The organism is Sporosarcina sp. UB5, from assembly GCF_050859005.1.
Classification (GTDB): domain Bacteria; phylum Bacillota; class Bacilli; order Bacillales_A; family Planococcaceae; genus Sporosarcina.
This window is the reverse complement of record NZ_CP125984.1, coordinates 3,237,113-3,252,536: the sequence shown is the minus strand read 5'-3', so window position 1 is coordinate 3,252,536 and position 15,424 is coordinate 3,237,113. Positions and strand designations below refer to the sequence as shown.

Here is a 15,424-nt window from a genome sequence, read left to right as displayed (position 1 = left end):
AAATGCAAGAAGAGCATAGCGAATCTTTTGTCGTCTCTCAGGAAAATTGGTCGCTTCACCGAAAAGGATATCAGGATCAGAAACGTCATTTGGATAAAGTGAAGAAAGCTATCCACAGTAATTTGCCCGAATTGATTAGTGAGGAAAGCATTGTCATGTCAGATGGCAAAGACGTCATTAAAATACCGATACGATCATTAGATGAATATAAAATCCGCTATAATCACAGCAAGTCGAAGCATGTCGGTCAAGGCAGCGGGGATAGTCAAGTGGGGGACATTGTCGCGAGTGATGGAAGCCAAAGTGCAGGAAAAGGCAAACAGGCAGGCGATAAGCCGGGCCAGGATTACTATGAAGCGGAAGTGTCGATTGCTGAAATTGAAGAGACGTTGTTTAAAGAGCTTGAACTGCCGGACCTCGAAAAAAGGGAACAAGCAGAAATTACTGAAGAGGACATTGAGTTCAATGATATAAGGAAAAAAGGACTCATTGGTAATATTGATAAAAAGAGGACAATTATCGCTGCGTTCAAACGGAATGCAATGGAAGGCAACGCAGAAATTATGCCGATTTACAATGATGACTTGCGTTTCAAAACGTGGGATGAAGTCGTAAAGCCACAATCGAAAGCGGTCGTGCTCATGATGATGGATACGAGCGCTTCGATGGGCACTTTCGAAAAGTATATGGCGAGAAGCTTTTACTTTTGGATGGCAAAGTTTTTGCGGACGAAATATGAAAAAGTCGATATTGAATTTATTGCCCATCATACGATTGCAAGAGTCGTATCGGAAGTCGATTTTTTCTCGAAGGGAGAGAGTGGAGGAACGATTTGTTCGACTGCTTATGAAAAGGCGCTCGATCTCATTTCCCAAAAATACAATCCATCTCGGTATAATATTTATCCATTTCATTTTTCGGATGGGGAAAATATGTCCTCGGACAATGGTAAATGTTTTTCATTAGTAGAAGAGCTAATGGAAGTATCGAATATGTTCGGCTACGGGGAAGTGAATGCGCATAGCCGCTATTCGACGCTGATGAATACGTATAAAAAAATCGAAAATCCGAAATTCCGGCATTATGTGCTGAAGGAAAATAAGGATGTGTACTATGCATTGAAGAAGTTTTTCCATAAACGCCTGGAGGAATCCGTATGACGGATCAGAAGGCGCTGCGTTATGCTGTAGAGGAAATTACGGAAATTGCAAAAGGGTTCGGGTTGGATTTCTATCCAATGCGCTATGAAATTTGTCCCGCGGATATTATTTATACATTCGGCGCATATGGGATGCCGACACGATTTTCACATTGGAGCTTCGGCAAGCAGTTCCATAAAATGAAGCTTCAATATGATTTAGGGCTCAGCCAAATTTATGAGCTCGTCATTAATTCCAACCCTTGTTACGCGTTTTTGCTGGAAAGCAATACGTTAATTCAAAACAAGTTAATTATCGCCCACGTTCTTGCGCACTGTGACTTTTTCAAAAATAATTCACGGTTCGCAAATACGAGGCGGGATATGGTCGAAAGCATGACAGCAACTGCCGAACGAATTTCCAATTATGAGATGATTTATGGAACGGAAGAAGTCGAACGCTTTTTGGACGCGGTGCTTGCTATTCAAGAGCACATCGACCCTTCGCTTATTCGTTGGCGTTACGGGAATGAAGAAGTCGAGCAGGAGGAAGACATGCCGGTTATCCGGAAAACGGAATTCGATGATCTATGGGAATTAGATCATAAGAAGCTGAAGCCGCCGTCAGAAACGAAACGAAAAAAGATACCGCCATCTCCAGAAAAAGATTTATTGCTCTTCATTTTGGAGCATAGTCGGGAATTGGAAGAATGGCAAAGAGATATTTTAACAATGATCCGTGAAGAAATGCTTTATTTTTGGCCGCAAATGGAAACAAAGATTATGAACGAAGGATGGGCAACGTATTGGCATCAACGAATTTTACGGAAGATGGATTTAACGACCGACGAAACGATTGAGTTCGCAAAGTTAAACGCGAATGTCATTCAGCCTTCTAGAACGTCTATCAATCCATATTATTTAGGATTAAAGATCTTCGAGGATATTGAGCAACGGTATGATTATCCGACAGAAGAGATGATCGAATTAGGAGTGAAGCCCGGGTCCGGCAGGGAGAAAATGTTCGAAGTGAGGGAAATGGACTCCGATATATCCTTCATCCGAAACTATTTGACGAAAGAACTTATCCAAAAGGAAGACTTATATGTGTTCGAGAAAAAAGGAAGCCATTATAAAATTACAGATAAAGAGTTTCGGCACGTACAAGATCGCCTTATTGCGCAGCGAGTGAACGGAGGTTTCCCTTATATTGTCGTCTATGACGGGGATTACGTCCGGAACGGAGAGTTGTTCTTAGTGCATAAGTTTGAAGAGACGGAATTGGATGTACCGTATTTGGAGAACGTCCTTCCGTATATCCATCAACTATGGGGCCGCATCGTTCATTTAGAGACGTATGTCGATAACAAGCAAGTCGTGTTTTCGTACGATGGAAAGAAAGTTCACCGGCGATTTGCGTAAGTAATGAAGGACCGCCGCATTGCATTTGTGCAATGTGGCGGTTTTTTGGTGTGTCTACTGTCGATTGATCGATAAATGTTGGGGAATGACCGATAACTCTTTGGCAGGCAATGAAAAAGATGAATCAGCGTCTCTGTTTGTAATTTTTATACTATTCTCTCACTATTTACTGTAAACTGAAAAGAATAGTGTAAGAGGGGGAATGAACATGCGAATTAGAGACTGTACTAGGTGATGAAGAAGGAATTGCACGTGTTCACGTGGACAGCTGGAGGACAACTTACAAAGGAATTGTTTCCGAGTCCGTTCTTCAAAATTTATCATACGAACAGCGTGCCGAAAATTGGCGCAGAGGAATTGAGAAAAACGCTTTATACGTTGCGGAAGATGAAAGCGGCAATATTGTCGGCTTTGCAACGGGAGGAAAAGAAAGAACGGGTAAGTACGATGCAGATGGGGAATTATATGCAATTTATTTACTGCAGGAAGTACAAGGCCAGGGGATTGGTAAGAAACTAATACAAGCAATTGCACAAAACCTGAAAGAGCAAGGGTTTTCCTCCATGCTCGTATGGGTGCTTGAACACAATCCGTCAAAAAAATTCTATGAATCACTTGGGGGACAACCTATTGATGAGGCGACAATTGACATTGGGGGAGAAGAATTCAAAGAGATTGCTTATTACTGGGAAAGTATCGAAACGTTAGTATGAAATCCTTGAGCTATTCTTTAATGAAAGAAGATGATCCAAAATGAACTTACCTCCTATATTCCAATTGCTAGGATTCATCACCTTTTCACAAAACCGGATCCGCAAATATTGTTGAAGCTGCGGGTTAATATGCTCAGTGAACTATTGCAAACGGATCGTGAAAAATTATTAAAAGCTGCGGTTTCAATGTCAATTTTGTATGCGTGCTGGTCAGTTGAAGACAAAGATCCAGATTGGGAGAAAACATATCAATGCGCCAAGTGGTTTAATAATTTATTAGAAGAGAAATGAAATCGAAAAGCATATTTTTGAAGTAGAACCTGTGTCTCCCTGAAGATACGGGTTTTTAAGCGTATATCGATTTCTTACAAAGTGGGGATAAAAACATTATTAAATTGACTCCATAGTCGATGAAACCCTCGCCAAATTATGTTCCTTTAAAAATTGAATAAAAGATAAAAGGATAATAGATGTCCAGAAGGTACTAAAAACGCCTATCTTATGCTATTATAGCCTTCTTGCAAAGATAGCTAGACGCTTATTTTCTATATTAATTAACAAGTAGAATAGTAGACTGGAACTATAACCAATTAATACCGCTATCAATTTTATAAAATATGATTAATACTATTAGGCGAGGCAACGTATATGGGATACTTTGCTCTCAATTATTCTGTACATCTCAGAGGAGGAAATTATTTATGGGTAACAACCAACCAAAAAAATATAATAAGTTCATGATCGGTGCAGCTTCAGCAGCATTGGTTGCAACAGCAGTCGCACCAGTAGCTAGCGCAGCACAATTTTCCGACGTGAAAGGAAATACGCACGAAGCAGCTATCACTGCATTAGTAGAAGCAGGAGTTATTAGTGGCTATCCTGACGGTACATTCCAACCAAATAAAACTTTGACTCGTTCTGACGTTGTTAAAATGATGGGTAAATGGCTAGTATCACTAGACTACAAAATCCCAGCAGATTACAAGACTAACCCACGATTCAAAGATCTTACATCTAAATCAAATGACGAGCTTCTTCAATACGCAGCATTGGTAAAAGATAATGGCGTATTTAACGGATATGCAGACGGCACACTCGGTGCAGGTCTCGACATTACACGTGAAAACATGGCGATCGTTCTTGTCAGAGCATATGACGCTATCCATAAAACAGATCTAGTTTCACTAGTAAAAGAAACAGAATTCAACAAAGATGTAACAGATATTGCAACAGCAAAAACTGAAGCACGTACATATATCGACGTTCTTGACTACTTCGATATTACGAATCCAGCTGCACCGCAATTCAACCCTAAAAACACAACAACACGCGGTCAATTCGCTTCATTCCTCTACAAAACTTCTAACGTGGAAGTAGCGGAAGATGCAGAAGTAAAATCTGTAGCTGGAATCAATGCTACACAAGTCGAAGTTACTTTTAATAAGGCTGTAGACGCTAAAACATTGTTTGCAGACGGTAAAAGCGGAGAATTCAAAGAGAACGTTGTAACTCTATCTTCAATCGACAAAGTACCTGCAGGAGCTCTTACAGGAGAGTTATCGATTGATGGTAAAACGTTGACGATTACTGCGAAGAACATCCTTTCTAAACGCTATGATGTTGTTATTGAAGGTTTGAAAACAACTGACGGTGAAGAAATCGCGAAATTTGATAAAATTGTCACAATTGCAGACGATAAAACAGCTCCATCAGTTGTTAAAACAGATAAAGTTACTGCAAGCACATTCAAAGTTACTTTCTCTGAACCTATCAAATCACTCGGAACTGTTAGCTATAAATTAGCAGATGGTACTGTTGTAGCTAATTCTGCTAAAGGGATTTCAAACAACTTCAAAGCTGGGAATAAGGAAGTAACTTTCACACTTGGTTCTGATATTGCAGCTAATCAAGCTGTAATTGCTACATTTATCGGTACACAAGACCAAGTTGGAAACTTAATTTCACCAAATCCTACAACTGTCACTTTCCAAAAAGGTGATAAAGACGGAGTGAAACCAGCTGTAACGTCTGTTACGCAAACTGGCGCAAAAACATTTGCAATCAAATTTACTGAGGAATTACTACAAGCTCCAACTGTAAAAATCGGTGGTGAAGCAGCTTCCACTGTTGAAAAAGATGCAAATGACGCGACTGTGTATAACGTAACTTCTGCATCTATTCTTGACGATGCAAAAACAGTAGAAATTAGCGCTTTCGTTGACCTTAGCGGAGAAGCTGGTGAAACAGTTACTAAAGTAGTAACTTTTGTTAAGGATACACACGCTCCAAAAGTTTCTTCAAGTGCAGTTGTAACTGATGAAACAAACGGAAAAGAATATCTTGAAATTACATTCGACAAAAATGTTGAATTATCCAGTGCTCCAACAGTTGACGGAGTAGGTTCATACGTTAAAGACTATGTAACTACAGCAGTCGTTGCTAAAGATTTAAAAGCTACAGCAATTGACTATAAAAACACTTCTAATAAGAAAGTCGTTCGCGTCGAACTTGATACATTCCTCGGCACGACATTTGACGTAGAGGGTGCAGTCTATTCACTTGACTTGACATTCGCTAACGTTACAAATGAATTTGGCGTTGCAGCTAACACAGCTAAAGTAACATTTACACGCGGTAAAGATATTACTCCAGTTATCGATGCAATCGTAGAAGTAGAATCTGTTGAACAAGATCAACAAGATAATAATAAAGTAATTGTTACATTTGATAAAGCGGTTGATGGTGCATCTGCAATAAATGTTGCTAACTATCAAATTGACGGCGCAGTTGTTGAATCTGTTAAATTGAATCCTGTTTCAGAAGGTAAGCAAGTTGCAGTACTTACTCTTAAGCAAGATTCTAATACTTTCACAGGAACTCGCAATATCAACATTGCAAACGTTAAAGCATTAGGTTCTACAAAAGTAATGGAGCCATTCTTTACGAATACAGTGTCACTTACAGAAAACGTTGCACCGACAGTCACTTCTGCTAAATTAGTAGGAACAAACCAAGTTACTCTTACTTTCAGCGAAGCTGTTACAACAACTGAAGGAACTGTTGACTTTGAACTTCTAATCGGTGGTGCTACTGTTGCATCTAAATCAGAGGTTACAACTCCTGCAAATGCGTCAGCTGTTACAACAGTTACATTCACATTTAAAGGTAACGTTACAACAGAAGACATCAACAATGGTCTGTCTTTAAAAGCGAAAGAAACTCTGTCTGTTAAAGATGCAGCTGGAAATAAATTATCTGTACCTGCAAACATCACTATCGTAAGAAATTAAGTACCAAACTGCAGATAAACCCCTTGGCCCAAAGCCAAGGGGTTTTCCTGTATACTTATTTAAAAAGCGAAAGGACTGATCCCAATCAAAATAGGTCTAATCGGTAAAGGAAATCTCGGTACATATCTCCTTCAAAAAATAAACAAAGAACACGTACTACCAAACACAAAAATCACTGGCATTTTGGACGAACGGGAGAAGGCGAAAGATGAGCTTCCAGCTTTCGTCGAAAAATATGGCTGTCAGGCATTCCATAACATTGATTCATTCTTACAATCTAACATCGATCTCGTAGTAGAATGCTCAACTATCGAAGCGGTCAATGCATACGCACTCGACGTCATTAACGAGAAGGATTTGATGATCATTAGCATCGGGGCATTCGCTGAATCATCATTTGCAAATCAATTGGAAAAGGCGGCGCACGAAAGCAATCACCAAATTTATTTGCCGTCCGGTGCGATAGGTGGATTGGATGTGCTGAAGGCGGCTAAGTTTGCAGGTGAACTCAAGTCAGTCTCACTAACGACTCGAAAACCAGCTCATTCACTTGCTGAAGACGAAATGACTGCGGAGCAAACTTTGTTTGAAGGGCCAGCTCGTGACGCGATTAAACAATTCCCTAAAAATGCGAATGTCGCAATTGTATTATCGTTGGCGGGTATCGGTGTAGACAGGACACATGTCCGTATTATTGCCGATCCAAACGTTACGAAAAATATTCATCATATTAAAGCGAATGGCGATTTTGGTGAATTAGAATTCACAATAAAAAACAACCCGTCCCCGGATAATCCGAAGACGAGCCATATAACAGGAGCGAGCATTTTAGCAGCACTTGCAAATATCAATAATGCAGTCATAGTCGGTTCATAGGAGCCTGTTATCCTTGCACTCTCTCCTTCGCTGGATTGCAATTAGGGTCGGGAGTGCCTGCTGACTCTGCTAGTTTCATTAAATAGTAGCATTCTTCACGGGCCATATGATCAGCCATTAGAGGGGTGAGCGTTCCTAAGTTTTCTTTTTTCAATCCCATTTCTTCAAGTTCATTCAAGAACGTTTTAAAAACCGCCATCTCTACGTAAACGTCGTTATGGAATTTGTCTAAAGCTGGGAACTTCGCTACGTTTGTCCGCAAAAAACCGGTCATTTCCACGGCCTTTAAATAGAATGCTTCCCAATCTTTCATGAACTTTCTGCTTTGCTTCTTTATCGGTTTTTCCACCCAATCCATATTTGCGTCAATCGCCCCCGCGTGTCCAGCCGCATCGAGCAGCCAAATGAGGTCATGGTGAAGTGGGTGAACGGCGGGTGGTGATTCACCCTTTTCCAAATACGAGAAGAGCCGTATCGCTTCTTCCACTTCATTGACCATATGGTTGATGAATGAAGGCGTTAATGAAATCTTGATATTGCCGACCAATTGTTCCTTAATAATGGCAAGCTTAAACTCCCGTATTGCCTCACTTTCCGTTTTGGCGAGGCTAACTAATGATAGTAACTCCGCTTGATCCAATGTTTGTTTAGATCGATCCAATAATTTGTCAAACCGGTCAATGAAGGTTGCTGCGGTATCAATAAAAGCGGTTTGGCCGGGGGCAAGTGAATCGTGGAGGAAACGGCTATGATCCCCTAATATTTGAAGCCAAAAGTGCAGTTCACTCAATGCCTCTTGTTGAAATGAATGATCCAAAACTTCACCTCCTATTTTCATACTTACCATTCTATGTAGTAAGAATTTATTTAGAATGGCATCATTCACATTGCCAAGGTATTCCACTTCATCGCTGACTATGGTTAAATAGTAATAGGTCTGATATTCCTAACAATATAGAAAAATCAGTGTGTTCAAAGAAGAAATGAGGGGGAAAATTGATGAGACAGGTGGTTGAGCAAGTAACGGACGATCATGTCGTGAAGGCGCTTGAGAAGAATCTTGCAATCATTCGGTTTGATATGGACCGTAAAATTGCTTACGTAAATGATATTTTTGCGAACGCAATGGGGTACACGAAAGACGAAATGATTGGGGTCCGTCATGAAGATCTTTGTTTCGCTGAATATGCGAATAGTGTAGAGTACAGCAAGTTCTGGCGGGAGCTGCAAAATGGACGTAGTCAGCAGGAGAAAATTGAACGCAAAAATAAAAGTGGCGAGAAAGTTTGGCTCGAGGCAACGTATATGCCGGTTTTTAGTAACGACGGCAGAAAGGTGATTGGTATTTCCAAAGTTGCCACAAATATTACGAAGCGACAGTCGTCTATCACTTCCGTTGTGGAAGAGTTGAGGCAGATGGCGGAAGGGTTGACCGAGCGGGCAGATGTCGGTATGGAACGGAGTAAGGAATTATTAGTAATTATCGAAGATATCGCAAAGATTTCTAATGACAATACAAAAACGTTGGAGAACTTGGAGCTGCATGCAGAAAGCATTCAACATATCGTGAAGACAATTCGAGACATTGCGTCGCAAACGAATTTGCTCGCTTTGAATGCTGCAATTGAAGCCGCGCGGGCTGGAGAGCATGGTAGGGGCTTTGACGTCGTCGCGAAAGAGGTCCGAAAATTGTCAGGAAATGTGGAACAATCGATTGTCGAAGTGCGTGAAGGAGTCGAAGCGATTACGACGGAAATCAGAAACATTTCTCAAGGGACGACTTTGGCGCAAGAAAACGTGGAACGATGCCAGCAGCGGATTGAAGTCGCGATGGAAGATTTTCTCGCAATCGCATCATCCGCAGCTGAATTGGACAACCAATCGAAGAAAGTATCAAAGATCGTATGAGGCATGAAAAACAGGTGGAGGAAAAATCCCTCACCTGTTTTTGCTCATGGGCTCATCCTTTCAAACAAGGGCCATACATTACTTAGAGAACATAATTTCTTTACTATCAAATCCTTTGAACGTAACTTCCAGCTTAATCATTTGATACTCTTTAAAACCAAATGCTTCAGCAGCACTTTTAATTAATTCCGTTTCTTCGGCTTCTGGGTCGGGATTCATTTTTTCAAATGCCTCCATTATTTTTTCTAGTGCTTTTTTGCCGTGCAATGCGACATCCTCTTTCTTATTCGTATACTCAGCCTCAGATCTTTCCTTTTTTTCAGTGAAGCTCGCTTGTAGCGCCCCTTTTTCTTCCCTCGTATCAATCGTCACGTTAAATTTGGTGATGCCATATGTATCGACGACATTACTCGCTTCTTCTTTTGGAACAATATTTTGGTTGCTGCATCCACTTACAATTATGAAACAACATACTAAAATGAACGATACCCATATCTTCATATCCAATCCAACATCCTTTCAATTCCACTCTTTCTAACATAACCGGCAATCTGTTCATTTATACGATGTTTATCGGACTCATTTCGTTCATTTTACGTTCTATTGAAATGTTACAACAATATGTATATAGTGTAATGTACTACATTATTTAGAATTAAATAAAAATAACAATAAATAATTAAAAGGGGAAGCTGGGATGAACCGAAATTATTTAAAGCATGAATTTTTAATTACGGCAAGAAGCAGACGTACGATTCCTTTTGTTTTCTTCATCACCGTTTTATTGTTTAGCTATTGTTTAATTCTATGGCCGTATGCGAATACGAAGGAGGCATTTAATAAAAAGGAGACGGAGGATTATCTAACTTATTTGGGAGATCAGCAAAAACTAAGGGAAAGTATCGGGAATACCGGCCTTGTTTATAATAGGAGAAGCATTCACTCATATTATCAGAGAGGTAATCCTGTTTATGCGACAAATGCCCATAATTATGATTTGTTTTCTGGTATGTTGCAGTCTTTTGAAGATCGAAACTTTGAGCGCATGCTCCAATTAAGAGTTTTTCATCTGCAAAACAATCCAGGTGAATATTTAGAGGATCGTTTTCTGTTTCAGAAAGCGCCATTTCCTAGTAAGGATCGGGAGCATGCGTATCAACAAACGATGATGAAGTATGAGGATTATCTCACAAAGGGACACCCCATCACATTTGGTTTGATGTATGAGAAAACCGGGTTGCAAACATTGCAGAATTTCCTTCAAAACTATGGGATGTACTTCCTGTTATTTTGCGTCATTTATTTTAGTAGTGACATATTATCAAGGGATCGAAAATATCAGGCGGTCCTCCAAGGCTTGCCATTATCTTGGTATCGCCAGCTGAATTTGAAATCACTGTCGGCATTTCTTTATTCAATGGCGTTCATTCTTAGCGTTATCGTTGTCGGAATGCTCGTCATGACGATGCAGTTCGGATTCGGGTATTTCGATTTGAATGTTCCAATCATGATTAAACAACAAACGTTTACACCCGAGGATTATAGTGTCATTTCAATGGCAGCTTATTTAGGGAAGACACTCGTTGTTCTACCGTTGTTAGTTATCTTATTCGTACGCTTGAATATCGTTTTAAGCTTGATTTTTAAAAATGAGTGGATTGTTCTATTCATTAGCAGTTTGCTATTGTTCTCTGAACGCCTTTATTTTACGCGCTCGACAAGGGAATTGTTCGGCAAGGACATCAGCCTATTCCCTCAGACTTATTTTGACTTTGGGAAAATCATTGATGGGGAAAAAAATTTTTTGTTGAACACGGAGACGATTACCTATGCAAAGGGCATCATCGTGCTACTTATTACATACCTCGTCATCGAGGTTATCCTGTTTATCGTTTCCCTTATCATTAATAAACGTCGATTCTATTTAGCAAGTTAAAGTGGGAAAGGGGGAGGGGCAAGTATATGTTCTGGAAATACTTATTATTTGAAACGAAGTTATTACTATTAAATAGAAAAAATTGGTTGTTAGGACTTGGGCTAATTCTCTTTTTTCCAATGTATTATTCACATTATAGTCAATTGGATATTGTCGAAATTAGAGAAGAGGTAGCTAAAGAATCCGAGAAGTTCTATGAGGTCTTCAATTCATTTCCCGGTTCTGTTTGGGAAACTCAAGAAGGTAAAGAAATCTACGCAAATTTATTAGAACAAATAGGATTGTTACACTGGCAAGTGCTTTACTTAAGAAAAGATGGAAACCTTGATGGGTATTTTGGTGCTGGACCAAATTTTCATAAGTTTTTTGATGGAAGACTTAAGCTGAATGAATTGCGTCTTGATTTGCATCAACGAGGAAATAAAGGGATTCATCGGGAACATATAGTTCCAGTTGATGAAATACTAAAAGAAAATGCGCTCTACCGATATCACAGAGAGCATGACATCTCACTTATCCAGGATCCGTTTAAAGCGAGCAATTACATTCCGGTCGCTTTGAATCTAATAAGCGGAACGTTGTTTTGCATTCTCGTATTGCTGGCGGGAAGTAGCATACTTGTAAATGATCAACTTCATCCTTCCGTCTTGTTCGGTTTTCCGATTTCGTTCATGCAGAAAGCAATTAGTAAGGTGGGAGTCCATTTTGTTCAAATCATGTTCTTTCTCTGTGCAAGTATATTGATTGGTAGTTTTTATGTGGCAAGAAAAACGGGATGGGGAGATTTTAGAGCTCCTGTACTTATATATCAAGACGCGGATTTTATCGCAATATCCATGCTGCGCTACTTGTTTTACATGCTCATAGCATTTGCATTAATTGCCCTATTTCTTTTGTTCACGTTCCTATTAATTAATCTCGTGACGAAAAACTTGTACGCTGCAATTGTCATTATCTTATTTGTTTTACTGGCGCCACAACTTCTTTTAGTTGCCGGAGTGGAGACGAATTGGCTCTATCCCCTCAAATTCATTGATATCAGCGCTGTGCTAAGTGGCGAAGCGGCTAAGGAATATGGGGTTGAAAAACTTGATTTCAAACATGCGTATAGTTGGCTTGTCGTCCTGAATTTGCTTGTTATATCAATTTTATATGGTAGGAATAAACTTCTGCATATTAAAAAAGTGGAAACCATCCCATTAAAATCTAGTTGAAAGGCTGGGGGAAGATGATGCTGAAATTATCAAATGTATCGATTGCCTATAATGATAAAGTCGTGTTGGATTCATTGGATTTAACTGCAAATAAAGGGGAAATTATCGGTGTCGCAGCACCGAATGGAACGGGTAAGACGACGATGTTCAATGTAATGGCGAATTTTGTGAAACCCGATTCCGGACATGTGTTTTTTGATGGGAAATATACGTACCGGAATGAAAAAGAAGAATTGCACATTCACCGGATGTTGGCGACATTCCCGGAACAAAAGGACTTATTTGAAGAATTGTCCGGCGTCGATCATTTGAAACTATACGCAAATATGTGGAAAGGATCGGCAAAGCATGTGCCCTCCATCATCGAACGACTTAACATGGGGCATTATGTGAAACGGAAAGTTCGAACGTATTCATTAGGGATGCGACAACGATTATGTTTCGCAATGATGATGGCTGCAGATACGCCTATTATGCTGATGGATGAAGTAATGAATGGGCTAGATGTCGAGAACGTCGCGCTCATATCAAAATGTTTAATGGAAATGAAGCAGGATAAACTCATATTTGTCGCTTCGCATTTGTTGGCAAACTTGGACCTTTACGCAGATCGAGTCCTTTTTTTAAAAGACGGAAAGTTTGTCCACGAACAAAAATTTACGGATGATAATGAAAATTACCTCAAAGTGGAAGTGGATATTGAACAGTATGAAACGCTTCAAACGGAATTGGAATTGCCTGCCGGCCATATGTATATCGCCAATTACTTATTATGCATACCTATAGGTGGGATGAGTGAATCGGAACAAACAAAATGGATGGGCCGAATGCTTAAATATAATAAGGAAATGACAATTGGGCCAATGGGGACGGTGGAATATTATGAGAAATATTACGCTAAATCGGGACTTCAATAATAAAACCTCGGATCGGTGGAGAATAGGAAGTAAAAGAATTTCGGTAGGGCTGTTCGTTTGCATGCTACTCTTATCCGGTTGTCATAATTTACAAGGAACCAAGACGGAAAATAAAATCGTATATGTAGACAACTATGAGATTATCGGAACTACGAGAGATGAAATCATTGGAACGGTTCATCCGGCCATTTTTACGACAGTAGATCGAAGTAATACAGAAGCAAAAAGAACCTACGGACCGATGCCAACAAAAAGAGGAGCAAAGCTAACTATCGAGGCTGGAAGGTATGTATTGACTGGTTATCCATCAGGGAATATTTATATTTACGATAAAGATGATAACTTGCTCGTTCGGGAAATCGTAGGGGAAAAAGTTGGGGCTCCTACATTAACGGCCGACATAGATTCAACGTTTTCAATCGTTTTCGACGGTGGATATAATACGGTAACGATCCAACCTGTAAGGACAGAGCTCTCCACTGAGTTGACTACAGGAATATGGGATGTCGGGTTGGACATTGAACCGGGGAACTATACAATAAGTATTCCATATGGGTATGGCTTTGTACAAATTTTTGAAGAAGGAAAAGAGCCTCGCCTATTTGAATTGCTGGGAGGAGAATTGACAAGTTCCGAAAGTCGACTGCAGTTGAAAGAAGGGCAGAAAGTGCGTGTGTCAAAAGTTTCAATGGTTAAATTCGAACTAATGAGTGAACAGGCTGGTAAATAAATGAAACGGCGGGTTGAAGTGTATCCGCTGTTTTTTTATTCATAGGTGTTATTTCATCGTTACACATATGAGTCTCTTTAACTTTTGAATAAATTGTGTCAGAAGAAATGGTCAACCAATGAATTTCCAAATAAAAATCCATAACTCTTTAAATTATTGAAATTAAAATGATATGATAGAAGGGATGAAGTTTTGCAGAAATACCTCTGAGGAGGCGTATATACATATGACGAAAGATATTAAAATTACGTATACCGAAAATGGGACAATAAAGGAACAATCGGGTACATTAGTTGCGGATTTAAAATCGCTATTTAAAGGTCCTGTCCTTATTGCGAATGCACTTCCCGTATTTGTAGGCTTTTGGCTCGCCCTTCATTTCACAGGGGGATCTTTGCTCGCTAACAGCAAATTGTTTTGGCTGTCGATGATTGGAAGTACGGTGTTAATTGGCGGGGCACTTGTGTTGAATAACTGGTATGACGTCGATATCGACACTGTAATGGAAAGGACTCAACAACGTCCAACCGTTACCGGAAACTTTTCATTGAAGATTGTGTTAGGAATAGGCATATTATTGTCGGTAATAGGGCAAGTCATGCTGCTGTTTACAACAGTGGAAGCGGCGATTTATGGTTTCGTCGGCTGGTTCACGTACGTCATCATGTACACGATGTGGACAAAACGTAAATACACATTAAATACTGTTATAGGAAGTATTTCAGGAGCTGTGACGCCGATGATCGGGTGGGCCGCGATTGCACCGTCGTGGCATATCGTTCCAATCATGCTTTTCATCATCTTATTCATCTGGCAAATGCCGCATACTTTTGCAATTGCGATGAGGAAGTACAATGAATACAAAGCGGCTAATGTAGCAATGTTACCTGTCGTTCGGGGATTCAAAATGACAAAGCGGCAAATGTTTGTGTACATTGCATGCTTGCTGCCGTTGCCGTTTTATTTAGGTTCTTTAGGGATGGTCTTCATCGTGCTCGCTACACTATTGAACATTGGCTACTTAATCGTCTCAATTCGTGGCTTTTTTACGAAAGATGATGATCGATGGGCATACGTCATGTTTATCTACTCTGTCAATTATATTGCAATTTTATTCTTGTTAATGGTAGCTGTTACATTGCCGATATATTAAAGTAGTAGACTGCTCTATACGTTGAAATCAAACGTATAGAGCATTTTTTATGTTTTTTATTTAAAATATTATGTTGTGAATGAAAGCGTTTTCTTGTATAATCAACTAAAGTATCAATCAATTCTGT

General features: G+C 39.8%; 14 protein-coding genes. 12 read left to right on the top strand and 2 right to left on the bottom strand.

The window, feature by feature from the left end:
* Window positions 1–2: 2 nt before the first annotated feature.
* The 6 genes from yhbH (at window position 3) to nadX (ending at window position 7,439) form a co-directional block, all read left to right on the top strand.
* The gene (yhbH, locus tag QM454_RS16405) at window positions 3–1,160 is read left to right on the top strand and encodes a sporulation protein YhbH (protein ID WP_432359975.1); all 1,158 of its coding nucleotides are present in this window, start codon (window positions 3–5) and stop codon (window positions 1,158–1,160) included.
* Window positions 1,157–2,560 (top strand): SpoVR family protein, encoded by a 1,404-nt coding sequence (locus tag QM454_RS16400; protein WP_432359972.1) that lies wholly within the window; start codon window positions 1,157–1,159, stop codon window positions 2,558–2,560. The genes yhbH and QM454_RS16400 overlap by 4 nt, the downstream gene beginning before the upstream one ends.
* A 260-nt stretch (window positions 2,561–2,820) precedes the next feature.
* Window positions 2,821–3,273, top strand: coding sequence for a GNAT family N-acetyltransferase (locus QM454_RS16395; protein ID WP_432359969.1), 453 nt, complete (start codon window positions 2,821–2,823; stop codon window positions 3,271–3,273).
* Between the two features lie 30 nt (window positions 3,274–3,303).
* Window positions 3,304–3,564, top strand: coding sequence for a hypothetical protein (locus QM454_RS16390; protein ID WP_432359966.1), 261 nt, complete (start codon window positions 3,304–3,306; stop codon window positions 3,562–3,564).
* A gap of 446 nt (window positions 3,565–4,010) precedes the next feature.
* Window positions 4,011–6,563 carry an S-layer homology domain-containing protein gene (locus QM454_RS16385; RefSeq protein WP_432359963.1) on the top strand — a complete coding sequence of 851 codons (2,553 nt, stop codon included), beginning with the start codon at window positions 4,011–4,013 and terminating at the stop codon, window positions 6,561–6,563.
* A gap of 75 nt (window positions 6,564–6,638) precedes the next feature.
* Entirely contained in the window at window positions 6,639–7,439 is an 801-nt protein-coding gene (gene nadX, locus QM454_RS16380) for an aspartate dehydrogenase (RefSeq protein ID WP_432364068.1), read from the top strand.
* Window positions 7,440–7,446: 7 nt separating this feature from the next.
* On the opposite strand, the gene QM454_RS16375 is transcribed toward nadX, so the two are convergent.
* Window positions 7,447–8,256, bottom strand: coding sequence for a DUF2935 domain-containing protein (locus tag QM454_RS16375; RefSeq protein ID WP_432359960.1), 810 nt, complete (start codon window positions 8,254–8,256; stop codon window positions 7,447–7,449).
* Between the two features lie 182 nt (window positions 8,257–8,438).
* On the opposite strand from QM454_RS16375, the gene QM454_RS16370 reads away from it, so the two are divergent.
* Window positions 8,439–9,347, top strand: a complete 909-nt coding sequence (locus QM454_RS16370) for a methyl-accepting chemotaxis protein (protein ID WP_432359957.1) — start codon at window positions 8,439–8,441, stop codon at window positions 9,345–9,347.
* Between the two features lie 78 nt (window positions 9,348–9,425).
* On the opposite strand, the gene QM454_RS16365 is transcribed toward QM454_RS16370, so the two are convergent.
* Window positions 9,426–9,848: a YusW family protein gene (locus QM454_RS16365; RefSeq protein ID WP_432359954.1), complete on the bottom strand. Its 423-nt coding sequence runs from the start codon at window positions 9,846–9,848 to the stop codon at window positions 9,426–9,428.
* 196 nt (window positions 9,849–10,044) lie between these two features.
* Between QM454_RS16365 and QM454_RS16360 the strand changes: the two genes are divergently transcribed.
* The 5 genes from QM454_RS16360 (at window position 10,045) to cyoE (ending at window position 15,297) form a co-directional block, all read left to right on the top strand.
* Window positions 10,045–11,283 (top strand): hypothetical protein, encoded by a 1,239-nt coding sequence (locus tag QM454_RS16360; RefSeq protein ID WP_432359952.1) that lies wholly within the window; start codon window positions 10,045–10,047, stop codon window positions 11,281–11,283.
* A 26-nt stretch (window positions 11,284–11,309) separates the two neighbouring features.
* Window positions 11,310–12,497, top strand: coding sequence for a hypothetical protein (locus QM454_RS16355; protein ID WP_432359949.1), 1,188 nt, complete (start codon window positions 11,310–11,312; stop codon window positions 12,495–12,497).
* A 17-nt stretch (window positions 12,498–12,514) separates the two neighbouring features.
* Window positions 12,515–13,414, top strand: coding sequence for an ATP-binding cassette domain-containing protein (locus QM454_RS16350; protein WP_432359946.1), 900 nt, complete (start codon window positions 12,515–12,517; stop codon window positions 13,412–13,414).
* The gene (locus QM454_RS16345; RefSeq protein WP_432359944.1) at window positions 13,380–14,144 is read left to right on the top strand and encodes a hypothetical protein; all 765 of its coding nucleotides are present in this window, start codon (window positions 13,380–13,382) and stop codon (window positions 14,142–14,144) included. The genes QM454_RS16350 and QM454_RS16345 overlap by 35 nt, the downstream gene beginning before the upstream one ends.
* 226 nt (window positions 14,145–14,370) lie before the next feature.
* Window positions 14,371–15,297 carry a heme o synthase gene (gene cyoE / locus QM454_RS16340; protein ID WP_432359941.1) on the top strand — a complete coding sequence of 309 codons (927 nt, stop codon included), beginning with the start codon at window positions 14,371–14,373 and terminating at the stop codon, window positions 15,295–15,297.
* Window positions 15,298–15,424 lie beyond the last annotated feature (127 nt).

Coding starts and splice junctions, on each gene's coding strand:
- QM454_RS16370 (WP_432359957.1), top strand. CDS start 8,439: ATGAGACAGGTGGTTGAGCAAGTAACGGACGATCATGTCGTGAAGGCG.
- QM454_RS16365 (WP_432359954.1), bottom strand. CDS start 9,848: ATGAAGATATGGGTATCGTTCATTTTAGTATGTTGTTTCATAATTGTA.
- QM454_RS16355 (WP_432359949.1), top strand. CDS start 11,310: ATGTTCTGGAAATACTTATTATTTGAAACGAAGTTATTACTATTAAAT.
- QM454_RS16345 (WP_432359944.1), top strand. CDS start 13,380: ATGAGAAATATTACGCTAAATCGGGACTTCAATAATAAAACCTCGGAT.
- QM454_RS16390 (WP_432359966.1), top strand. CDS start 3,304: ATGATCCAAAATGAACTTACCTCCTATATTCCAATTGCTAGGATTCAT.
- cyoE (WP_432359941.1), top strand. CDS start 14,371: ATGACGAAAGATATTAAAATTACGTATACCGAAAATGGGACAATAAAG.
- QM454_RS16350 (WP_432359946.1), top strand. CDS start 12,515: ATGCTGAAATTATCAAATGTATCGATTGCCTATAATGATAAAGTCGTG.
- yhbH (WP_432359975.1), top strand. CDS start 3: ATGCAAGAAGAGCATAGCGAATCTTTTGTCGTCTCTCAGGAAAATTGG.
- QM454_RS16385 (WP_432359963.1), top strand. CDS start 4,011: ATGATCGGTGCAGCTTCAGCAGCATTGGTTGCAACAGCAGTCGCACCA.
- QM454_RS16360 (WP_432359952.1), top strand. CDS start 10,045: ATGAACCGAAATTATTTAAAGCATGAATTTTTAATTACGGCAAGAAGC.
- QM454_RS16400 (WP_432359972.1), top strand. CDS start 1,157: ATGACGGATCAGAAGGCGCTGCGTTATGCTGTAGAGGAAATTACGGAA.